This is a genomic window from Verrucosispora sioxanthis (assembly GCF_010560025.1).
Classification (GTDB): domain Bacteria; phylum Actinomycetota; class Actinomycetes; order Mycobacteriales; family Micromonosporaceae; genus Micromonospora; species Micromonospora palythoicola.
The window spans coordinates 258,938-279,535 of the sequence record NZ_SAIY01000009.1 but is presented as its reverse complement, the minus strand read 5'-3'; the positions used below and the strand labels follow the sequence as shown (position 1 = coordinate 279,535).

Below are 20,598 nucleotides of genomic sequence, written 5' to 3'. Positions count from 1 at the left end.
GACAGTTGGAGGGATCCTACAAAGACTGACGCTGGTCATCACCATGCTGTGATCTTTTACTGACCGGTGGGGCCAATGTCTGGGTCGGTACCACCGGGTCGAGCCGGCCGACGGTCAGCGCGACCCGCAGCGCGAACGCGTCCCGGGGGGCCAGCGGGCTGAAGCCGGTCACCTCGGAGATCCGCCGCAGCCGGTAGCGCACGGTGTTCGGGTGCACGTACAGCGCCCGCGCGGCGCTCTCCAGCGTGCCACCGGCGGCGAAGAAGGCGTCCAGCGTCTCCAGCAGCTCACCGCCGGCGCGGACCAGCACCGCGTACACGTCGTGGCGCAGCCGCCGGCGGGCCTCGGCGTCGCCGGCCAGAGCCCGCTCGGGCAGCAGGTCACCGGCGTGCACCGGACGTGGTGCCGCCGGCCACGCCGGGGCGGCACGGTATCCGGCCAACGCCGCCCGCGCCGACTCGGTCGCCTCGTCCAGGCTCGGCACCGCCGACCGACCACCACCGGCCCGTCGCCGAAGGCGGTGAGCAGCTTGCCGGTGGCCGCGACCGGGTCCGCCGCCCCACCGAGCACGATGACCAGGCGGTCGCCGTGCACCCCGCCGATCACCTCCACCCCGATCCGGCGGGCCTGCCGGTAGACGGTGTGCAGGACCGCGGCGACCTCGCCGCCGGGGAGTGACCGACCGCCACCGCCACCGGCGGCGCATCCGTCCAGCCCAGCGCGGCGGCCCGGCTGGCCAGCACGTCCGGCGAGTCGCCGCGCAGCAGCGCGTCCACCAGCAGGGCCTGCAACCGGGCGTCCCAGGAACCGCGCGATTCGGCGGCCCGGGCGTAGACCCGGGCGGCGGCGAAGGCGATCTCCCGGGAGTACCGCAGCACCGCCTCCCGCAGCTGCGGCTCCTCACCGGGGGCGGCGAGGTCGCCGACCTGCTCCTCGACGACGTCGATCGTGACCTTGATCAGGGCGACGGTCTGCTGGAGGGTGATCGAGCGGGCCAGCGCCTGCGGCGCGGTGGCGAACACCTCGTCGGAAACCTCCTGGGTGCCCTCGGCGGCCCCGCCCCCGGAGCGCAACCACTGGACCAGGGAGCGGGCACCGGCCTGGGCCACCAGCATCACCCAGGAGCGCTGGTCGGCCGGCAGTTCCCGGAACCAGGGCAGGGTCTCGTCCATCCGGACCACGCTCGCGGTGGCCAGCGCGCCGGCCGCCCGCTCGATCCGGCGCAGCGTGGCCGACAGGTCCGTACCGCCCGACTCGCTCACCCGCTTAGCCTGACATGCGCTGAGCTGGACCTCGACGGCAGGCGTCGGCACCGGCGGTCGACCGGTACGCGCTGCGCGGCCGGTCAGAACCGGCCAGTACGGTGACAGGGCACGTCGGGTGGGCGCCGGCGGGTGAGGGCGAGCGTGAGGAGACGCCGATGGCGTACGGGGAGGCCGACCACGGCTGTGCCCAGGGTGAGCCGTGCCGACCCGGCCCGCACGAGCAGCCGGCCCTCGCCAAGCATCACCGCCGGCCGCCCGGCCTGGCCCATCCGGCCGAGCCGGTCACCGGTCGCGTGCCGGAACGTCCGGAGGACGATCCCACGACCAACCGGCAGCTCGGCGGCGAGTCGCCGGTGCCCCGTCAGCGCGGCGTCGAGCCGGCCACCGCCGGGCCGACCGATCCGGCGGCCGGTGGGTGCCGCAGTGACCTGCCCGGCTGGGCCGGGGCGCACCGACACGGGCCGGTTCGTCCGGCGCACCGCAACCTGCGGCGGGAACGTCCGCCGGGTCGTTGGTGCTGAGCTGAGGGACAGGGCGAGCCCGGCCGGCGGCGTGCTCGCGGGCCGGCCGGACCTCGACCGCGCGGTGGCTCAGTGGGTACGGCGGCGGATCAGTAGCGCGATCCCGGCGAGTCCGAGGGTGATGACCAGCACCACCGCGACGTTCAGCAGGAGCAGGCGGCGCAGTTCGCTGAACGCCTCGTTGATGTCCTGCGCGGGGTTGAGCGCTTCCTCGGGGATGATGCGTTCACCTCCGCCGACCCCACCGCTGACCGCCTCGTAGGTCCGCTCCAGCGGCACACCGGCGGTGCGCAGCGTCTCGGACATGCTCACCCGCCCGAGATACCAGGCCGCGCTGACCTTGCGGTCGGGCTGCTTGGCGGGGCGGTAGACGCGCGGCCCGCCGACCGCCTTCGGGTACAGGTCGTAGGTCTGCTTCGGAGCGTCGCCGGCCAGCACCAGGACCGTGTACTTCGGACCGAGGTCGGCCTTCTTCGGGCCACCGGACTGGCGGACCAGGCCCTTGTGATTCACCTGCTCGATGACGGCGACGACATGCGCGGGGTGGGTGTCGGCACGCAACCGCAACGGCTCGGCGAGCCCGTGCCCGGTGATGTCCACGCCGGCCGGCGGCGTCTTCGGTGCCGCCTCGGCCGCCTCGGCGGAGGCGAGCGACAGCAACAGCGCCGCCACCGCACCCACCGTCGCTCCGGTCAATCGCCTCATCCGTCGGACCATGCCGCCTCCTCGCCCCGTTCGATGGTGGCCGTGCTGCAGGGGTCACACGTTGGCAGGCTGACGGTGGTGCCCCTGCCCGCAGGACAGGTACCCACTCAAAGACTCCGCGGAACGCCGATCGGTTGCAGCTGATGGAACACTAATTGGAACTATCTGCGATTGCGACTCGCTCGACGGCCAGGCGCGATGCAGCGGCCGGATTTTACCTTTGCGGAGGCCATGATGGTGGGCAGGATATCGCGCGTGTCGTGGTCCTGGGCAGTGGTGCTCGGCGTGGCGTTCGGTGTGTCGTTATTGATACCCGCGGTGCCGGCCGCCGCGCACAACCAGTTGACCGGCAGCAGCCCTCGCGAGGGTGCCCGGGTGGCCGAGGCTCCGGAGCGCGTGGAGCTGCGCTTCCTGGCCACGGTCGACGAGGACACGACGAAGGTCACGATCACCGGGCCGGACAATGTCGACGCGGCGGGCGGGCAGCCGCGGTTCGCCGGCAACCGGGTGAGCGTGCCGTTCGCGCCGGGTGCCGCAGGGCTGTACATCGTCGGCTACCGGCTGATGTCCGCCGACGGTCACCCGATCTCCGGCGAGGTGCGGTTCACGCTCACCACCGACACGCCCGCCGACCCGTCCCCGGCACCCACCACCGCCGATCCGACGGATCCTGGCACGGCGGAGAGCACCCCGGCACCGACCACTCCGGCGCTCGTCAGCCCGGTGCCCCGGTCGGACGAGTCCTCCGGCGGCGGATGGTGGTGGGCGGCCGTCGCGGTGCTGCTGTTGCTGGCCGTCCTGGCCGCTGCCCGGCTGATCCGCCGTCGCTCTGCCGGCCGCCGCTGAACGCTTCCGGCCCAGCCACGCGGGCCGGTGCGCCGGGCCCGGCGCACCGGCGTGGAGGGTCAGACCAGGCGGACCCGGGCCGCGCGCATCCGGGTCAGGGCGCGTTCGCGCCCGAGCACCTCCAGCGACTCGAACAGCGGCAGACCGACGGTACGACCGGTGACCGCCACGCGTACCGGCGCCTGGGCCTTGCCGAGCTTGAGCCCGCGCTCCGCACCGACCGCCTCCAGCGTTGCCTTGAGCGTCTCCGCGTCCCACGAATCGACCGCCTCGAAGGCGGCGACGGCGGCGTCGAGCAGCTCCGCCGACCCCTCCTTCATCGCCTTCGTCCAGGCCGCCTCGTCGATCAGCGGTGGGTCGACGAAGAGGAAGTCGACATTCGGCACGATCTCGCTGAGCACCGCGATGCGGGTCTGCGCCAGCGGGGCCACCGCGGCGAACACGGCCGCGTCGAACTCGGCCGGCTGCCAGGGCGGCGGCGCGATGGTGCCGGTGCCGGTCAGCCAGGGCTGGCAGGCCTCGACGAACTCGGCCACGGGCAGCGCCCGGATGTACTCGCCGTTGAACGCGCGCAGCTTCTTCTCATCGAAGAACGCCGGTGAGGGGTTGACCTCGGTCAGCCGGAACTCGTCCTCGATGACCGACCAGGGGACGATCTCCCGGTCGCCGGAGGGTGCCCAGCCGAGCAGCATCAGATAGTTGCGCATCGCCGCGGCGAGATACCCCTCGTCCCGGTACGCCTCCAGGGCGACCTTGTCGCGGCGCTTGGAGAGCTTCTGCCGCTTCTCGTTGACCACCACCGGCACGTGCGCCCAGATCGGCGGCTTCACCCCGAGCGCGTCCCAGAGCAACTGCTGCTTCGGGGTGTTGGGCAGGTGCTCCTCGGCCCGGATCACGTGGGTGATGCCCATTGTCATGTCGTCGACGACGTTGGCCAGCAGGAAGACCGGCGAGCCGTCACCCCGGGCGATGACGAAGTCCTCGATGAGCTTGTTCTCGAAGGTCGGCTCGCCCCGGATCAGGTCCGTCACCACGGTGGCGCCCTCGTCGGGAGTGCGGAAGCGCAGCGCCCGGCCGTCGCCGGGCGGCAGCCCCCGGTCGCGGCAGTAGCCGTCGTAGCCGGTGTACTGGTTGCCGGTGCGGGCCTGCACCGCCTCGCGGGTGCAGTCGCAGTAGTACGCCCGACCCGCCTCGTACAGCCGCCGCGCGGCGTCCCGGTGCTCAGCGGCGTACGAGGACTGGAAGTAGGGTCCTTCGTAACTGCCCCGTTCGATGCCGATCCAGTCCAGCGCGGACAGGATGCCCTCGGTCCACTCCGGGGAGTTACGGGCCGCGTCGGTGTCCTCGATGCGCAGCACGAACACCCCGCCCTGCTGCCTGGCGTAGATCCAGTTCTGGAGTGCCGAGCGGGCACCGCCGACGTGGAACATACCGGTCGGGGAGGGGGCGAAGCGCACACGTACCGTCACGACCTCCAGCCTACGGCGACCCGCTACCGCATTCGGCCAAGGGGTGCGCCTCAGGGCACCGAGCGGATCTTCAGGACCAGGACGCTACCGAGCAGGGTCACCGCCGCGGTGGTCGCGTACAGCGCCGGGTATCCGCCCAGGTGCACCACGATCGGCGCGGAGACGGCCGGACCGAGCACCTGCGGCGCCGAGTTGGCGATGTTGATCACGCCGAGATCCTTGGCCCGGTCGGTGGCTCTCGGTAGCACCTGGGTGATCAGCGCGGCGTCGACCGACAGGTACACCCCGTAGCCGGCGCCGAGGACCAGCGCGGCGACCACCGCCACCGGCCAGGTGGGCGCGGCGGCCAGCAGCAGCGCGGCCACGGCCATCACCACGCCCGCGGCGATCACGAACACCTTCCGCCGGCCGGAGCGGTCGGAGAGCCGGCCGGCGATGACCGTGGTGGCCATCAACCCGGCGGTGTAGAGCAGGATCAGCACCAGCAGCCCGCCCTCGGGGTCGGCGACGCGGACCTCGTCGGTGAGGAAGTAGAGCAGGTAGAGCGTGCCGAAGGCGTTGCCCAACTGGACCAGGAACCGGGTGATCCACGCCCAGCCGAAGTCCGGGTACCGGCGCGGTGAGACCCACATCCCGGCGAGCAGGCCGCGCAGCGCCGGACGGTGGGTGCGGGGCAGCGGATCGTCGACCGTGCGCAGGGCGAACGGCAGGGCGAGCAGCAGGACGGCGGCGGCCACGGCCAGGTAACCGGCGGTGTTGCCGGTGACCAGGACGGTGACCAGTACGACGCCGAGGACCAGTCCCAGCGCCTGCGGAATGCCGACCCAGCCGGAGACGCCGCCCCGCTGGGCGACCGGAACCCGGTCCGGCACCGCGGCGGTCAGGCTGGCCAGCATCGCGTTGAAACAGACCTGCGCGGCCACCCAGCCGACGGTCACCGCGAGGACGGTACGCGCCTGGGCGAGCAGCACCAGGGCCAGCGCGCCGAGCACCGCGCCGCCGAGGGTCCAGACGTGCCGGCGACCGAACTCCCACCGGCCCAGGCGCAGGCAGGTGCGGTCCGACAGGGCACCGGCGAGCGGGTTGGCGAGCACCGCCGCGAGGGCGCCGAAGCCGGTGACCACGGCCAGCATGGTCTCCTTGTCCGTCGGTGCGATCTGCCCGATCTGCTGCGGCAGCAGCACCTGGATCGGGGTGAAGAAGGCCATCCAGACGCCGAGGTTGGCGGCGAACAGCAGCGCGATCCATCCGCGCCGGACCGGCACGGTCGGCTCGGCGAGCGCGGCCGGCAGCGAGGCCGGGGTGGGGTCGACGGTGGTCACCGAGGTTCCCGCCGGTTGGTCGCGATCACCTCACGCAGCCAGGCGTACGAAGACTTGGGCGTGCGCCGCCCGGTCTCGAAGTCCACGTGCACCAGGCCGAATCGCTTGGTGAAGCCCTCGGCCCACTCCCAGTTGTCCAGAAATGACCAGACGAAGTAGCCGGTCACGTCGACCCCGTCGTCGATGGCGCCGCGGACGGCCCGCAGGTGACCGTCGAGGTAGGCGATCCGGTCCGGGTCGGGCACCTGCCCGTCGGTGTCGGGAGCGTCGTCGTAGGCGCAGCCACTCTCGGTGACCTGGATCGGCGGCAGCGCCGTGCCGTAGCGGTCACGCAGCCGGCCGAGCAGCTCGCGCAGTCCGTCCGGTACCACCGGCCAGTCGAACGCGGTACGCGGGTAGCCGGTGAGCGGCACCAGCTCGAAGGGCAGCGGCGAGCCCTCCTCGGGGGCGCGTACCGCCGTGGGGTTGTAGTAGTTGACGCCGAGCACGTCGATCGGCGCGGCGATCACCTCCAGGTCGCCGTCGCGGACCACGGCGGTGTCGAAGCCCAGCTGCGCCGGGTACCCGCGACCGAGCAGCGGGTCGGTGAAGAGGTGGTTGTGCAGGGCGTCGTAGGTCGCCGCCGCGGCGGCATCGGCCGGGTCGGCGCCGACGACGCGTACCGGAGAGTAGTTGTTGGCGATGGCCACCGGGCTGGTGCTGCGGGCGCGCAGTGCGGCGACCGCGAGGCCGTGGCCGAGCAGCTGGTGGTGGGCGACCGGGAAGGCGTCGAAGAGCAGCATTCGGCCGGGGGCGTGGACACCGGTGGCGTGCCCGAGGCTCATGTGGATGAACGGTTCGTTGAGGGTGATCCAGAGCCGGACCCGGTCGCCGAGGCGGGCGGCCACCAGGTCGGCGTACTCGGCGAAGCGGTGCGCGGTGTCCCGATTCAGCCAGCCTCCGGCGTCCTCCAGCGACTGGGGCAGGTCCCAGTGGAAGAGGGTGGCGACCGGATCGATGCCGTGCGCGAGCAGTTCGTCGACCAGCCGCTCGTAGAAGTCCAGCCCCGCGGAGTTGACCGCACCGGTGCCGCCGGGCAGCACCCGGGGCCAGGCGATCGAGAAGCGGTACGCGCCGACGCCCAGCCCGGCCATCAGGGCGACGTCCTCGGCGTACCGGTGGTAGTGGTCGCAGGCCACGTCGCCGGTGCTGCCGTCGACGATCCGGCCGGGCGTGTGGGCGAAGGTGTCCCAGATGGACGGTCCCCGTCCGTCGGTGCCGGCGGCGCCCTCGATCTGGTACGCGGAGGTGGAGACGCCCCACCGGAAGCCGGTGGGGAACTCGGGCATCGGTGCGGTCGACATACGCCCTCCCGGTCGCTCTAACGCGAAATGTGCTCGGAACTCTAGGGGGCGGCGAGACCGTGCGCCATAGGCTCCCGAGCGGCCAGGGGCAATACCTTTCGGCGTGTCTTTTACGAACCCGTCCATATACGTCCGTTTTTGCGCATAGAGTGCCGAATATCGTGGGATGTCCTCACTGGAGGAAGACGGAAATGATCCTCGTGGAACGCAGCGCGCACGTGGCGGCGCCGGTGGAAGCGGTCTGGGACGTGGTGCAGCGGGCCGAGCAGTTGCCGGCCTGGCTGGCCGGGGTCCGTGCGGCCGAGGTCCTCTCGGGGGAGGGCTTCGGTCGGCGGCAGCTGGTCCAGGCCGGACGCGGAGCCGCGCATGAGGCTGAAGTGATCGCCTATCAGGAGCCGACCCTGATCGGCTGGCGCGAACGCGCCAAGGGCGCCGGTGCCCGAGCGGAGGCGCGCACCGAGATATACGTCCAGCTCACACCCGACGAACAGGAGGGTGGCACGGTCGTCCGGCTCATCGTCGTGCGCTGGCCGGCCGGCCCGGTCAAGGCCGCCCTGCTCCGGCTCGGCCTGCGTCGGGTCGGCGCCGACCTGGAGGACTCGCTGGCCCGGCTGACCGACCTGGCCGCCGTCGGCTGACGGGCCGCGTCCCGGCGTCACCCGCGAAGGTGGCGGCCCCGGTGCCCCCCTCCAGAGGCACCCGGGCCGCCACCGCTCGTCGCAGCCCTGTCACCTCACACGATCACGGTGAACGCGGCGACGCGGACCTCGTCGAGGTGCCGGAACTCGAAGAACAGCCGGTAGGTGCCGGCCGACGGCACGGTGACACCGAACGCCACCACCGAACTGGGCTGGCTGGCCGCTGCCGGGTGCACGTGCAGGTACGCCAGGTCGCCCTGGCGCAGCGCCACCAGGTGCCCGTACGCGCCCAGGTGGCGTTGCAGGTCGTCGACCGGCCGCCCGCCGTGGCCGAGCCAGACGAGCACCTGGTTGGACTCGCCCGCCCGCAACCCACCGTCGAGGGTGACCGTGTAGCCGTCCACCAGGATCGTCTCCTCCGGTGGTGCCAGCGGGCCGGCGGCGTACCGCCCGGGGACCGGCACGTCGACGCCGAGCGTGACGCCCGCGGGCGCACCCTGCGGCCAGAAGTCCGCGATGGCCCGGAGCGGGCCGGGCCTGGCCGGCGTGACCGTGACCCGCCAGGTGCCGTCGGCCGACATCTCCGGATGCACGTGCTGGTAGCCGGAGAGGTCCCGACCGACCAGGATCAGGTGCATCCGGCGCTCGTGGTTCTCCTGGAACGTGGTGAGCGCCGCGCCGGACGCGTCGGTGATCCGGAAGGCCAGTTCGCCCGGCCGGCCGACGGCCAGGCTCGGCGTGTCCAGGGCCAGCGTCCAGCCGTCGCGGGACACCTCCAGCCCGCCCGGGCCGTGGCCGAGGTGCGCGGTGGACGCCGCCTGCGGCACCGGGCCGGAGGCCGGCGCACCGGCGCGACCGGCGAAGAATCCGACGGCCAGGGTCAGGCTGAGCACCAGCGCGGCGGCGACGTACCGCCACACCGGGCCGCCCGCCGGCGACAGGTCGGGGCGGGGGCGCCCCGGGTGGGACGCCCCCTCGACCTGGCCGGCGGCCGTTGCCGGCCGATGGTCGGTGGTGGTCATGACAAGCGGGGCTGGAGGACGAACAGCCCCTGCTCGATGCCGCTGACCACCACGATGCCGCTCGGGTAGTACGGATAGGTGCTCCACGCCCCGTTCATCGAGGCGCTGTTGCTCGACGGGTAGATGTCGAAGTACCCGGCCTCGGTGGCCTGACCGCTGGCCACGTTACGCAGGTCCAGGATGCGCAACCCGGCCCGGTAGTTGGCCTGGTAGCTGTAGCTGCCCTTGACGTACTGGTTGTGGTCGGTGGCCTGCACCCCGGACGGGGCGCTGTAGGTGCCGATGTGCCGAGGCGCGTCGAGGTCGGCCAGATCCCAGATGTAGGTCTGCGTCCGCACCCCGCGCCGGGTCTCGTCCAACTCGTCGTCCAGCAGGAAGTACCGCTGGTTGTCGGTGAACCAGCCCTGGTGGGTGTACGCCCGCCCGCTGTAGCCGATGCGGGACAGCTGCCGGGGAGCCGACTTGGTGGTCACGTCGACCACGGTCACCGTGTCCTCGTTCGAGCTGACGCAGATCTCCCGCCCGGTGTAGGTGGTGTCCGGACCCCGGTAGACCACGCACTGGGTGTCGTGGGTGTAGCCGTCGTTGCTGACACAGCCGGCGTACACCGGCGACTTCGGGGTGCGGATGTCGATCATGTGCAGGCCGCCGCTGCACGTGTTGGTGCCGACCGCGTAGGCGTACCCGGTCTGCTCGTTGATGGCGATGTTGTGCGAGTTGCCGAACCGGCTGTAGTGCACGTTGGCCGTCCAGGTCTGCGGCGCGGTGACGCCGCGGAGCCGGGTCAGGTCGAACACCTGCATGCCGTGCCCGGAGACGTCCGCCACCACGTACGCGTGGTCCCGGTAGACCTTGATGTCCCGCCAGATCGCGGTGCGGTTCTGGTACGCGGGCAGGTTGCCCAGGTAGACCGGAGCGGTCGGGTTGGACACGTCCACGAACGAGGTGCCGTTGCGCCGGCCGACGAGCGCGTACTCCTTGCCGGTCTGCGGGTCCGTCCAGCCCCAGATGTCGTTGGCCTGGCTGCCGCCGATGCTGGACAGCGGCATGAACGACAGCAGGTCCACGTTGCGGCAGGGGTAGCCCGACGCCTGGCCGTTGGTGCAGGTCGCGGCGGCGGCCGCGACGAGTTGCTGAGTCGGTTCGCGCTGGGCCATGAACTCCTGGGCCGACGCGCGTCCGGCCGGGGTGGCCGGGTCGTGTGCCACCGACGGCGAGCTCGCCGGGAGCATCGACACCACCAGGGCGCCGACGGCCAGGGCGAGACCGATCCGGACGATTCGCATGAACGCTCCCTCCCGTCGCGCGCCGAGGCGGCGGTGACGTCCCGGCCGGCGGTGGACGGGCGCGACGGGGGTGGCTCCACCGGCCGGCCTGGTGTCCCCGGGTACCACTGAAACACCTATCGGCAATTGTGGATGCGCTGTGTTACATGAAACAGATGTCCATCGATACCGGATGGGTCATATCTGCGGACCGCCGCGGCGATCGCGGCGCCGGGCCCACCGCGCCGTGCTCCGCCGTCACACGCGGAAGGGCCCGGCGCGGTGTGACACCGCGCCGGGCCCTCCAGGAAGACCTCTCCCCTGGTTCAGCTGTCGCCGCCGGTCTCGCCGACCGGGGCGGCGGTGACGTCGTCGATGGCGTACTTCTTGGCCGCCTCGGCCGGCACGTGGGCCGGCACCGCCCCGCGCAGCGCGAGCTGCCGCAGCGTCGCGACCGCGACCGACTCGGCGTCGACGTGGAAATGCCGCCGCAGCGCGTGTCGGGTGTCGGACAACCCGAAACCGTCGGTACCCAGCGAGGTCCAGTCACCCGGCACCCACCGGGAGATCAGGTCCGGTACCGCGCGCATCCAGTCGCTGACCGCGACCTTCGGCCCGTCGGCGTCGGCCAACTTGCGCTGGATGTACGGCACCCGCTGCTCGGCGCCCGGGTGCAGGAGGTTGTACTCCTCGCACTCCACCGCGTCCCGGCGCAGCTCCGTCCAGGAGGTCACCGACCAGACGTCGGCGGCCACCCCCCAGTCCTGCGCCAGCAACTGCTGCGCCTTGAGCGCCCACTGCATGCCGGTGCCGGAGGCCAGCAGGTTCGCCCGGGGGGCGTCTCCGTCCAGCGACGGGGCGGGGGAGTAGCGGTGGATGCCCTTGACGATGCCCTCGACGTCCACACCGTCGGGTTCCGCCGGCTGGTGGATCGGCTCGTTGTAGACGGTGAGGTAGTAGAAGACGTTCTCCTGCTCCTCGCCGTACATCCGGTGCAGGCCGCTCTCCATGATGTGCGCGATCTCGAACGCGAACGCCGGATCGTACGCGACCACCGCCGGGTTGGTGGCGGCCAGCAGCAGGGAGTGCCCGTCCTCGTGCTGGAGGCCCTCACCGTTGAGCGTGGTGCGTCCGGCGGTGGCGCCGAGCACGAAGCCCCGGGTCATCTGGTCCGCGGCAGCCCAGAAGCCGTCGCCGGTGCGCTGGAACCCGAACATCGAGTAGAAGATGTACATCGGGATCATTGGCTCGTCGTGGGTGGCGTACGACGTGCCGGCCGCGGTGAACGAGGCGACCGAACCCGCCTCGTTGATCCCCTCGTGCAGGATCTGCCCGGCGGTCGACTCCTTGTACGACAGGAACAGCTCCCGGTCCACCGAGGTGTACCGCTGGCCGTGCGGCGAGTAGATCTTGGCGGTCGGGAAGATGGAGTCCAGGCCGAAGGTGCGCGCCTCGTCAGGGATGATCGGCACCCAGCGCCGGCCGAACTCCTTGTCCTTCATCAGGTCCTTGAGCAGCCGGACGAAGGCCATCGTGGTGGCCACCTTCTGCTTGCCCGAACCGCGCTTGACGTCGGCGAAGCGCTCGGCGCCGGGGATGGCGAGCGTCTTGGCGCTGGTCCGCCGGGTCGGCAGGTAACCGCCGAGCTGCTTGCGCCGCTCGTGCAGGTACTGCATCTCGTCGGACTTCTCGTCCGGCCGCAGGTACGGCGGCAGGTAGGGGTTCTCCTCCAGCGCCGAGTCCGGGATGTCGAGGTAGAGCCGGTCGCGGAAGGTCTTCAGGTCCTCCAGCGTCAGCTTCTTCATCTGGTGCGTGGCGTTGCGGCCCTCGAAGTGCGAGCCGAGCGTCCAGCCCTTGATCGTCTTGGCCAGGATCACGGTCGGCTGGCCGGTGTGCTCGGTGGCCGCCTTGTAGGCCGCGTACAGCTTGCGGTAGTCGTGCCCGCCCCGCTTGAGATTCCAGATCTCGTCGTCGGTCAGCCCCTCGACCATCTTGCGGGTACGCGGGTCACGGCCGAAGAAGTGCTCCCGCACGTACGCGCCGGACTCCGCCTTGTAGGTCTGGTAGTCACCGTCGGGCGTGGTGTTCATCAGGTTGACCAGCGCGCCGTCGGTGTCGGCGGCGAGCAGCGGATCCCACTCCCGCCCCCAGACCACCTTGATGACGTTCCAGCCGGCGCCCCGGAAGAACGCCTCCAGCTCCTGCATGACCTTGCCGTTGCCGCGTACCGGCCCGTCCAGCCGCTGCAGGTTGCAGTTGATGACGAAGGTGAGGTTGTCCAGCTCCTCGCGGGCGGCCACACCGATCGCGCCCAGGGTCTCCGGCTCGTCCATCTCGCCGTCGCCGAGGAAGGCCCAGACGTGCTGGTCGGAGGTGTCCTTGATGCCCCGGTGGTGCAGGTACCGGTTGAACCGGGCCTGGTAGATGGCGTTCAGACCGCCCAGACCCATGGAGACCGTGGGGAACTCCCAGAAGTCCGGCATCAGCCGGGGGTGCGGGTACGAGGGCAGGCCGCCGCCGGGGTGGGACAGCTCCTGCCGGAAGCCGTCGAGCTGGTTCTCGCTGAGCCGGCCCTCCAGGTACGCGCGCGCGTACATGCCGGGGGAGGCGTGCCCCTGGTAGAAGAGGTGGTCGCCGCCACCCGGGTGGTCCTTGCCCCGGAAGAAGTGGTTGAAGCCGACCTCGTAGAGCGAGGCCGAACTGGCGTAGGTCGAGATGTGACCACCGACGCCGATCTCCGGCCGCTGCGCGCGGTGCACCAGCATCGCGGCGTTCCACCGCACGTACGCCCGGATCCGGCGCTCGACGTGCTCGTCGCCGGGGAACCACGGTTCACGCTCCGGCGGAATGGTGTTGATGTAGTCGGTGGTGGTCAGCGACGGCACGCCGACCTGACGTTCCCGGGCGCGCTCGAGCAGCCGCAGCATGACGTAGCGGGCTCGCTTGGTGCCACGGTCGCCAATGACACCGTCGAGCGACTCGACCCACTCGCTGGTTTCTTCGGGGTCGATGTCCGGAAGCTGGCTCGGCAGGCCGGCCGTGATCACCGGGCGCTTGCGTTCCGTAGCCACAGGCGTTCCCTCGGTTGTGTGTGGGATAGGTCTCTAGCGCCATCCTGCCCCGTCGTGGCACTCGCCGTCACGTCCACCCGGCTTAAGGGCGACGCTCGACACAGGTACCAATCAGTAACTTTGCCGTTCCACGGCGGTGCGGCGGGCCGATGCCCGGTGCGGAAGAATGCGGGTGTGCGCAGCGAGCTGATCACCGTCCGGACCGGTTCCCGGCCGACCGTCCGGGACATCACCGCCGAGGCCGAGCAGTTCCTCGCCGGCTGCGGCGACGGGCTGCTGCACGTCTTCGTGCCGCACGCCACCGCCGGCGTGGCCATCATCGAGACCGGGGCAGGCTCGGACGACGACCTGCTCACCGCACTGGACGCCGTGCTGCCGACCGACGAGCGGTGGCGACACCGGCACGGCTCACCGGGACACGGTCGTGATCACGTGCTGCCCGCCTTCGTCGCCCCGTACGCGACGCTGCCCGTGCTCGGTGGGCGGCTGGCCCTCGGCACCTGGCAGTCGATCTGCCTGGTCGACACCAACGGTGACAACCTCACCCGGCAGGTCCGCTTCTCCTTCCTGTCCGGCTGACCCCCGTCCGCCCTCCGGCCCACCCGTCACCCAGCCGGCTCGCCCGCCCCCGTCCCGCCGCCGCCCGTGACCGCGTCGCCCCGATGGAGACGGCGCGGTCACGGGCGGCCCCGCGAACCCTGCCGGGCGCACCGGTCAGGGCCGACGGGTCTCGCTCTCCACGGTGCGTTGCCCGGCGTCGACGTCCGCACCGGCGGCCCGCGCGGCGGCCGGCGGGTCGTCCCGGGTCAGGTGCAGCCCCGGGACCCGGTCCTCGATGACGAACCGGGCGCGGGTACGGGCCGGGGCACCCGGGCTGCTCACGAACGGCAGCACGTCGAAGTCGGCGGTGAGCTGTTCCCTGGTGAGCGTGGTCCGGACGTAACCCCGCAGGTTGTTGTGGAAGCGCAGGTGCGGATTCCAGGCCAGCCACGGGTGCGTGCCGGTCGCCGAGTCCGCCCCGTCGCCACCCGAGGTGATCGAGGAGCACACCAACTCGCTGCCGACGGTGCGTGAGGTCGGATCGGCGTAGTCGAGCTTCAGGTCGCTGGCCCAGTGCGCGTGCACGTCGCCGGTGAGCACGACCGGGTTGCGTACCCCGGCCGCCAGCCAGCCCCGCGTGATCCGGTCCCGCGAGGCGAGGTAACCGTCCCAGGCGTCCATGCTGGTCACCGTGAGTGGTCCGGAGTCGCGGTCCCGTTGGGCGAAGAAGACCTGCTGGGCGAGGAGGTCCCAGCGGGCCGAGGAGCGGCGGAACCCGTCCAGCAGCCACGCCTCCTGCCGCCCGCCGAGGATGGAACGGCTCGGCTCGGCCGCCTCCGGGCACGACTGGTAACCGTCACCGCAGGCCTGGTCGTCGCGGTACTGCCGGGTGTCGAGCAGGTGGAAGGTGGCCAGCCGGCCCCAGCGCAGCCGCCGGTAGAGCTGCATGTCGACACCGCGCGGTAGCGAGGTGCGGCGCAGCGGCATGTTCTCGTAGTACGCGCGGAAGGCGGCCGCCCGCCGGGCCGGAAATTCCGGGTCGGGTGCCTCCGGCACGTCGTCGGCCCAGTTGTTCTCCACCTCGTGGTCGTCGAAGACCACCGCCCACGGCGCGACGGCGTGCGCCGCCTGAAGATCCGGGTCGGTCTTGTACTGGGCGTGCCGCTGCCGGTAGTTGGCGAGCGTGCGGGTCTCCGGACCCTCGTGGTCGCGCGGATTCCCACCGGGTGCGTTGTAGGTGTCCCGGGCGTACTCGTACTGGTAGTCGCCCAGGTGCAGGACGAGCTCCGGTTCGGTCTCGGCCAGCCGCCGGTACGCGGTGAAGTACCCGTGCTCGTACTGCGAACAGGAGGCGAAGGCCATGGCGAGCGTCGCGGGCAGGCTCCACGGTGCGGGTGCGGTGCGGGTCCGCCCGACCGGCGACAGGTGCCGCTGCACCCGGAACCGGTAGAAGTACTCCCGGCCGGGGAGCAGACCGGTGAGTTCGACGTGCACGCTGTGCGCGCTCGCCGCGTGCGCGTCGACGACTCCCCGCCGCACGACATGCCGGAACCGCTCGTCGGCGGCGAGTTCCCAGAAGACCGGCACCATGCGGTCGGGCATGCCGCCGAGACCGTCCTCGGCCAGCGGCTGCGGCGCCAGCCGGGTCCAGAGCACGAAGCCCTCGTGGTCCGGGTCGCCGGAGGCGACACCGAGCGTGAACGGGTAGGCCAGGGCTTGCCCGGCCGGTCGGGACGGAACGGGCGCCGCGCCCGCGGGCAGCGCGCCACCGGCGACTCCGGCGGCACTCGCCGCCAGGCCGGAGAGCAGGATGGTACGTCGGGACAACGACACGATTGCCTCCCCAGGTCGGTACGTGGTCCACGGGGAGACTTGCTGCCGTCGATGAATCGGGGGTGAAAGGAAGAGCCCTTTCCCGCCGCTATTGCCCGAACAAGGGCCGAGCGCGGCAGATCCGACGGAGCTCTCGGCGCCCGACACCGATCGGACGAGGTCGGCGGGGGTACGCCGACCTAGGATGTGACCATGTCACGGCCGATCATCGCCCCGGTCGGCCGGGAACCGGTCGACCGGGCCGGGCTGGCCGGTGACGCGGTACGCCGGATCATGCACGTCGCCGCCGCCCTGCGGCACCACCAGGATCTCGACATCGCCGCGCTGGGTCTGACCCCGGCCGTGGCCCGCGCCCTGTACCAACTCGACCCGGACCGTCCACTGCCCGCCCGCGACCTGGCCGAGCAGCTGCGCTGCGACCGGTCCAACGTCACCGCCCTGGTCGACAAGCTGGAGCAGGCCGGGCTGGTCGAGCGCCGGGCCGACCCGACCGACCGGCGGCAGAAGACGCTCGTGGTGACCGACGCCGGCCGGCGGATGCGCGAGCGGGTCCATCTCGTGCTCTCCGACTCCCGGCTGCTGACCCCGCTCGACAACGAGGAACTCGCCGCGCTGCGTGAGCTGGTGTGGAAGGTCTCCGACGGCGGCTGCCCCGAGGACTGCGGCCCGACCGGGCGGGCGTGAAACGCACTCGACTGTGCGATGCGTGCCCCCGTCGGTAATGCTGTCGGACGTGACCACCCCGCAGGATCTCGACGACCGGTTCCGGGAGAGCCTGGCCGCCCTCGCCGCACCGCCACACCGTGGCGACCCGGCACGTCCGGTGGCCGAGGGCAGCGCGCTGACCGGTACCCAACTGCTGGACCTCTTCGACGCCCAGGTCACCAGCCGGCAACTCGACCTGGCCGCCCGTTGGCTGCGCAGCTTCGGCGAGGGCTACTACACCATCGGCTCCGCCGGTCACGAGGGCAACGCCGCGGTGGCGGCGGCCCTGCGGCCCACGGATCCGGCGCTGCTGCACTACCGCTCCGGCGCCTTCTACTGCGTCCGTGCCGCCCAGGCCGACCCGTCCGCGCCGCCCACACCGGCTGTGCCTCCCGCGCCGGTCGTGCCCGCCCCACCGCTCGTGCCGCCCGCCCGGTCGCCGGCCGAGACCGTGGAGATCGCCGGGGACGGTCCGACCACGGAGGTGGCGGAGAGCGGACAGCCCGTCGAGGTCGACTCCTCCGGCCGGCAGCCCGCCGCGCCGGACCTGGCGGAAACCGGCGAACGACAGGTCGGCGGCGCGCCGGACGAGTCGGCGAGCGGTCCGGTCCCGGCGGAAACCGACTCGCCGAGCGGTGCGGGCGCGCCCGACGGTGAGCCCGACGCGGCGGCGATCGACCGGACGGACGCCGCCGACGCCCCCGCCGGTGACCCGGGCAAGGCAGCCGCGGCCGGAGACCGACCGGCAGCCGTGCCACTGACCGACTCCAGGTCGGCCACCCTGACCGTGCCGGTCTCCGGGCCGGGCGACGGCGTCGGACCCGGCGGCGTCCGGATGGCGGTGGTCAAGCGGCCGGTGCGCCCGGCGTACGCCGAGGCGGCCCGGGACGTGCTGCGCGGCATGGTGGCCTCCAGCCGGGAACCGATCGCCGGAGGCCGGCACAAGGTGTTCGGCCGGGCCGACCTCGCGGTGGTCCCGACGACCTCTACCATCGCCTCGCACCTGCCCCGTGCGGTCGGGATGGGTCTCGCTGTCGAGCGACTGCGCCGGCTCGACGCCCGAGGGGAAGCGAACCGAACCGGCGCGGAGCCCGGACCGACGCCCTGGGCGGCCGACGCCATCGTGGTCTGTTCGTTCGGGGACGCCTCGATCAACCACGCCAGCGCCACGGCCGCGTTCAACACCGCCGGCTGGTACGACCACACCGGCCTGCGCATCCCGGTGCTCTTCGTCTGCGAGGACAACGGGCTGGGCATCAGCGTCCGGTCGCCGCAGGGTTGGGTGGCGACGGCCCTGCGGTCCAAACCCGGCATCCGATACTTCGCCGCCGACGGTGCCGACCTGGTCGGCACCTACGAGGCGGCGGTCGAGGCGGCGGCCTGGGTGCGCCGGCACCGACGCCCGGCCGTGCTGCACCTGACCACGGTCCGGCTGATGGGCCACGCCGGCGCGGACGCCGAGAGCGCGTACCGCCCCGCCGCGGAGATCGTCGCCGACGTGGCCCGGGACCCGGTGGTCGCCACCGCGCGGCGGCTGGTCGACGCCGGACTGGCCAGCGGGCCGGAACTGCTGGACCGCTACGACGAGATCGGCTGGCAGGTCCGCCGGATCGCCGAGGAGGTGCTCGACGAACCGAAGCTGGCCGACGCCGCGGAGGTGATCGCCCCACTGGCACCGCGCCGCCCGGTCCGGGTCGCCCTGGCGGTCAAGGACGCGGGTGCCCGCGCCGCCGGCCCGGACGCCGGGGCTCGGGTCGAGGCGTTCGGCGGCAAGCCGCCGGAACTTGCCGGGCCGCTCACCCTCGCGCAGAGCATCAACGCGGCGCTCACCGACGGGCTGCTCAGTCATCCGCAGATGGCGGTCTTCGGCGAGGACGTCGCCGCCAAGGGCGGGGTCTACGGGGTGACGAAGGGCTTGCGTGACCGGTTCGGCGCCGCCCGGGTGTTCGACACGCTGCTCGACGAGACCTCCATCCTCGGCCTCGGCCTCGGCGCGGGCCTGGCCGGGATGCTGCCGGTGCCGGAGATCCAGTACCTGGCGTATCTGCACAGCGCCGAGGACCAGCTGCGGGGCGAGGCGGCGACCATGCGGTTCTTCTCGCAGGGGGCGTGGCGCAACCCGATGGTGGTGCGGGTGGCCGGGCTGGCGTACCAGGAGGGCTTCGGCGGGCACTTCCACAACGACAACTCGGTGGCCGTACTGCGGGACGTGCCGGGCCTGGTGATCGCCGTGCCGGCCCGGCCGGACGACGCGGCGGCGATGCTGCGGACCTGCCTGGCCAGCGCGGCGGTGGACGGCAGCGTCTGCGTGTTCGTGGAGCCGATCGCGCTCTACCACACCCGCGATCTCTACACCGACGGTGACGGCGAGTGGCTCGCCCCCTACGCCGAGCCGGGCGCCTGGGCCGGCGGCCACGTCCCGGTGGGGCGGGCCCGGGTGTACGGCGTCGGTTCCGCCGAGGACGTCACCATCGTCACCTTCGGCAACGGCGTACGGATGGCGCTGCGGGCTGCCTCGGTGCTGGCCGACGAGGGCATCGGCACCCGGGTCGTGGATCTGCGCTGGCTCGCGCCGCTGCCGGTGGCCGACCTCATCCGGGAGGCCACCGCGACCGGTCGGGTGCTGGTGGTGGACGAGACCCGCCGGTCCGGTGGGGTGGGCGAGGGAGTGATCGCCGCGTTGGTGGATGCCGGATATGTCGGTGCGGCACGCCGGGTGGCGGCGGTTGACTCTTTTGTGCCCCTGGGTCCGGCCGCCCGACAGGTCCTGGTGTCCGAGGAGGCCATCACCCAGGGTGCCCGTACGCTGCTGGCACGGTAAATTTCGTTCCACCCGGTGCGCCACTTGCGCAGGAGGGCACAACTGTGTGGACTTTGCCTGACGGCGTCGAGCAGACGCCGGCTCGGACGAGATGAGGAGGCACGCGACAGTGAGCGCGACCGCTGGTCAGGCTGCTGACGGGGTACGCAGCCTGGCGGACCGGTTCGGCATCGAGCCGGGGATGGTCGTCATGGAGATGGGCTACGACGACGACGTCGACTCCGATCTCCGGGACGCCCTGACCGACCGTTGTGGAGATCTGGTCGACGAGGACACCGACGAGGTCGTCGACGCGGTGCTGGTCTGGTACCGGGACGGCGACGGTGATCTCTTCGAGTTGCTCGTCGACGCCCTCGGCCCGCTGGCCGACAACGGGGTCGTGTGGCTGCTGACGCCCAAGGCCGGCCGCGAGGGCCACGTCGAGCCGAGCGAGATCGCCGAGTCCGCACCCACCGCCGGCCTCCAGCAGACCTCCACGGTCAACGCCGGCAAGGACTGGAGCGGTGCCCGACTCGTGCTGCGTCGCGGCGCCAAGGGCAAGAAGTAACCCGACCCACGGCGAGCGACCGAGGCCGTCCCGAACCCACCCGAGGAGTTCGCATGCCCATCGAGGTTGGCGTCGAGGCGCCCGACTTCGTGTTGAAGGACCAGAACAACCAGCAGGTCCGGCTCTCCGACTTCCGCGGCCGACGCACCGTCCTGCTGGTCTTCTACCCGCTGGCGTTCACCGGCGTGTGCCAGGGTGAGCTGACCGAGGTGCGGGACAACCTCGACGAGTACGTCAACGACGAGGTCCAGGTGCTGACCGTCAGCGTCGACTCGGTGTACGCCCACAAGATCTGGGCGGAGCGGGAGGGCTACGAATTCCCGCTGCTGTCGGACTTCTGGCCACACGGCGCGGTCGCCCAGGCGTACGGCGTCTTCAACGACGTCGCCGGCATCGCCAACCGCGGCACCTTCGTCATCGACCGGGCCGGCGTGGTCCGCTTCGCCGAGATGAACCCGCCTGGGGAATCCCGCGATCAGCAGAGCTGGCGCAAGGCCCTGGCGGAGGCCGTGGCCTGACCCGACGCGTCGGGGTGCGAGGCATCCGTCCGGGCCGGCGGGTGGCAGGGTAAGCTTGCCAACCGCCGGCCCGCCGTACGGCGTCCCGGGCGCGTAGCTCAGTGGGAGAGCACTCGCCTTACAAGCGAGGGGTCGCAGGTTCGAAACCTGCCGCGCCCACCACACCC

The 20,598-nt window shown here is 72.0% G+C and carries 16 protein-coding genes, 1 tRNA gene and 1 pseudogene; 9 read left to right on the top strand and 9 right to left on the bottom strand.

Annotated elements, in window-relative coordinates; all coding sequences use genetic code 11:
• Nucleotides 1-16: 16 nt before the first annotated feature.
• Nucleotides 17-1,262: pseudogene (locus tag ENC19_RS24070) on the bottom strand (PucR family transcriptional regulator).
• Nucleotides 1,263-1,420: 158 nt separating this feature from the next.
• Between ENC19_RS24070 and ENC19_RS24065 the strand changes: the two are divergent.
• On the top strand, nucleotides 1,421-1,786 hold the full coding sequence (locus ENC19_RS24065; protein ID WP_164449332.1) for a hypothetical protein: 366 nt from the start codon (nucleotides 1,421-1,423) through the stop codon (nucleotides 1,784-1,786).
• Nucleotides 1,787-1,855: 69 nt separating this feature from the next.
• On the opposite strand, the gene ENC19_RS24060 is transcribed toward ENC19_RS24065, so the two are convergent.
• Nucleotides 1,856-2,503 (bottom strand): hypothetical protein, encoded by a 648-nt coding sequence (locus tag ENC19_RS24060; RefSeq protein WP_164449331.1) that lies wholly within the window; start codon nucleotides 2,501-2,503, stop codon nucleotides 1,856-1,858.
• A 243-nt stretch (nucleotides 2,504-2,746) separates the two neighbouring features.
• Here ENC19_RS24060 and ENC19_RS24055 point away from each other — a divergent pair, with 243 nt between their 5' ends.
• The gene (locus ENC19_RS24055; protein WP_281603318.1) at nucleotides 2,747-3,337 is read left to right on the top strand and encodes a copper resistance CopC family protein; all 591 of its coding nucleotides are present in this window, start codon (nucleotides 2,747-2,749) and stop codon (nucleotides 3,335-3,337) included.
• Between the two features lie 59 nt (nucleotides 3,338-3,396).
• Here the strand turns inward: ENC19_RS24055 and gltX are convergent, their stop codons facing one another.
• Genes gltX through ENC19_RS24040 form a run of 3 tightly spaced genes read right to left on the bottom strand, consistent with a single transcriptional unit; the run spans nucleotide 3,397 to nucleotide 7,471 of the window.
• Nucleotides 3,397-4,806, bottom strand: a complete 1,410-nt coding sequence (gene gltX / locus ENC19_RS24050) for a glutamate--tRNA ligase (protein WP_164449329.1) — start codon at nucleotides 4,804-4,806, stop codon at nucleotides 3,397-3,399.
• Nucleotides 4,807-4,856: 50 nt separating this feature from the next.
• Complete coding sequence (locus ENC19_RS24045) at nucleotides 4,857-6,128, bottom strand: MFS transporter (protein WP_164449328.1); 1,272 nt, start codon at nucleotides 6,126-6,128, stop codon at nucleotides 4,857-4,859.
• Nucleotides 6,125-7,471, bottom strand: coding sequence for a GH1 family beta-glucosidase (locus ENC19_RS24040; RefSeq protein ID WP_235945050.1), 1,347 nt, complete (start codon nucleotides 7,469-7,471; stop codon nucleotides 6,125-6,127). The genes ENC19_RS24045 and ENC19_RS24040 overlap by 4 nt, the downstream gene beginning before the upstream one ends.
• A 191-nt stretch (nucleotides 7,472-7,662) precedes the next feature.
• Here ENC19_RS24040 and ENC19_RS24035 point away from each other — a divergent pair, with 191 nt between their 5' ends.
• Nucleotides 7,663-8,109 carry an SRPBCC family protein gene (locus ENC19_RS24035; protein ID WP_093401307.1) on the top strand — a complete coding sequence of 149 codons (447 nt, stop codon included), beginning with the start codon at nucleotides 7,663-7,665 and terminating at the stop codon, nucleotides 8,107-8,109.
• A gap of 95 nt (nucleotides 8,110-8,204) precedes the next feature.
• On the opposite strand, the gene ENC19_RS24030 is transcribed toward ENC19_RS24035, so the two are convergent.
• The 3 genes from ENC19_RS24030 to aceE form a co-directional block, all read right to left on the bottom strand.
• The gene (locus ENC19_RS24030) at nucleotides 8,205-9,131 is read right to left on the bottom strand and encodes a hypothetical protein (protein ID WP_164449327.1); all 927 of its coding nucleotides are present in this window, start codon (nucleotides 9,129-9,131) and stop codon (nucleotides 8,205-8,207) included.
• Nucleotides 9,128-10,417, bottom strand: a complete 1,290-nt coding sequence (locus ENC19_RS24025) for a choice-of-anchor B family protein (RefSeq protein ID WP_164449326.1) — start codon at nucleotides 10,415-10,417, stop codon at nucleotides 9,128-9,130. The genes ENC19_RS24030 and ENC19_RS24025 overlap by 4 nt, the downstream gene beginning before the upstream one ends.
• Before the next feature lie 305 nt (nucleotides 10,418-10,722).
• Nucleotides 10,723-13,467 (bottom strand): pyruvate dehydrogenase (acetyl-transferring), homodimeric type, encoded by a 2,745-nt coding sequence (gene aceE, locus ENC19_RS24020; RefSeq protein ID WP_164449325.1) that lies wholly within the window; start codon nucleotides 13,465-13,467, stop codon nucleotides 10,723-10,725.
• 174 nt (nucleotides 13,468-13,641) lie between these two features.
• Here aceE and ENC19_RS24015 point away from each other — a divergent pair, with 174 nt between their 5' ends.
• Entirely contained in the window at nucleotides 13,642-14,046 is a 405-nt protein-coding gene (locus ENC19_RS24015) for a YjbQ family protein (protein WP_164449324.1), read from the top strand.
• 135 nt (nucleotides 14,047-14,181) lie between these two features.
• Here ENC19_RS24015 and ENC19_RS24010 read toward each other — a convergent pair whose 3' ends face one another.
• On the bottom strand, nucleotides 14,182-15,840 hold the full coding sequence (locus ENC19_RS24010) for an alkaline phosphatase D family protein (protein ID WP_164449323.1): 1,659 nt from the start codon (nucleotides 15,838-15,840) through the stop codon (nucleotides 14,182-14,184).
• Nucleotides 15,841-16,032: 192 nt separating this feature from the next.
• Between ENC19_RS24010 and ENC19_RS24005 the strand changes: the two genes are divergently transcribed.
• The 5 genes from ENC19_RS24005 (at nucleotide 16,033) to ENC19_RS23985 (ending at nucleotide 20,593) form a co-directional block, all read left to right on the top strand.
• Nucleotides 16,033-16,524 carry a MarR family winged helix-turn-helix transcriptional regulator gene (locus tag ENC19_RS24005; protein ID WP_164449322.1) on the top strand — a complete coding sequence of 164 codons (492 nt, stop codon included), beginning with the start codon at nucleotides 16,033-16,035 and terminating at the stop codon, nucleotides 16,522-16,524.
• Nucleotides 16,525-16,561: 37 nt separating this feature from the next.
• Nucleotides 16,562-19,366 carry a thiamine pyrophosphate-dependent enzyme gene (locus ENC19_RS24000; RefSeq protein WP_164449370.1) on the top strand — a complete coding sequence of 935 codons (2,805 nt, stop codon included), beginning with the start codon at nucleotides 16,562-16,564 and terminating at the stop codon, nucleotides 19,364-19,366.
• Nucleotides 19,367-19,475: 109 nt separating this feature from the next.
• Entirely contained in the window at nucleotides 19,476-19,913 is a 438-nt protein-coding gene (locus ENC19_RS23995) for a DUF3052 domain-containing protein (protein ID WP_164449321.1), read from the top strand.
• Nucleotides 19,914-19,966: 53 nt separating this feature from the next.
• Entirely contained in the window at nucleotides 19,967-20,431 is a 465-nt protein-coding gene (locus ENC19_RS23990; RefSeq protein WP_164449320.1) for a peroxiredoxin, read from the top strand.
• Nucleotides 20,432-20,518: 87 nt separating this feature from the next.
• Nucleotides 20,519-20,593, top strand: a tRNA-Val gene (locus ENC19_RS23985).
• Nucleotides 20,594-20,598 lie beyond the last annotated feature (5 nt).

Coding starts and splice junctions, on each gene's coding strand:
- ENC19_RS24000 (WP_164449370.1), top strand. CDS start 16,562: ATGCTGTCGGACGTGACCACCCCGCAGGATCTCGACGACCGGTTCCGG.
- ENC19_RS24030 (WP_164449327.1), bottom strand. CDS start 9,131: ATGACCACCACCGACCATCGGCCGGCAACGGCCGCCGGCCAGGTCGAG.
- ENC19_RS24060 (WP_164449331.1), bottom strand. CDS start 2,503: ATGGTCCGACGGATGAGGCGATTGACCGGAGCGACGGTGGGTGCGGTG.
- ENC19_RS24025 (WP_164449326.1), bottom strand. CDS start 10,417: ATGCGAATCGTCCGGATCGGTCTCGCCCTGGCCGTCGGCGCCCTGGTG.
- ENC19_RS24065 (WP_164449332.1), top strand. CDS start 1,421: ATGGCGTACGGGGAGGCCGACCACGGCTGTGCCCAGGGTGAGCCGTGC.
- ENC19_RS23990 (WP_164449320.1), top strand. CDS start 19,967: ATGCCCATCGAGGTTGGCGTCGAGGCGCCCGACTTCGTGTTGAAGGAC.
- ENC19_RS24005 (WP_164449322.1), top strand. CDS start 16,033: ATGTCACGGCCGATCATCGCCCCGGTCGGCCGGGAACCGGTCGACCGG.
- ENC19_RS24040 (WP_235945050.1), bottom strand. CDS start 7,471: ATGTCGACCGCACCGATGCCCGAGTTCCCCACCGGCTTCCGGTGGGGC.
- ENC19_RS24035 (WP_093401307.1), top strand. CDS start 7,663: ATGATCCTCGTGGAACGCAGCGCGCACGTGGCGGCGCCGGTGGAAGCG.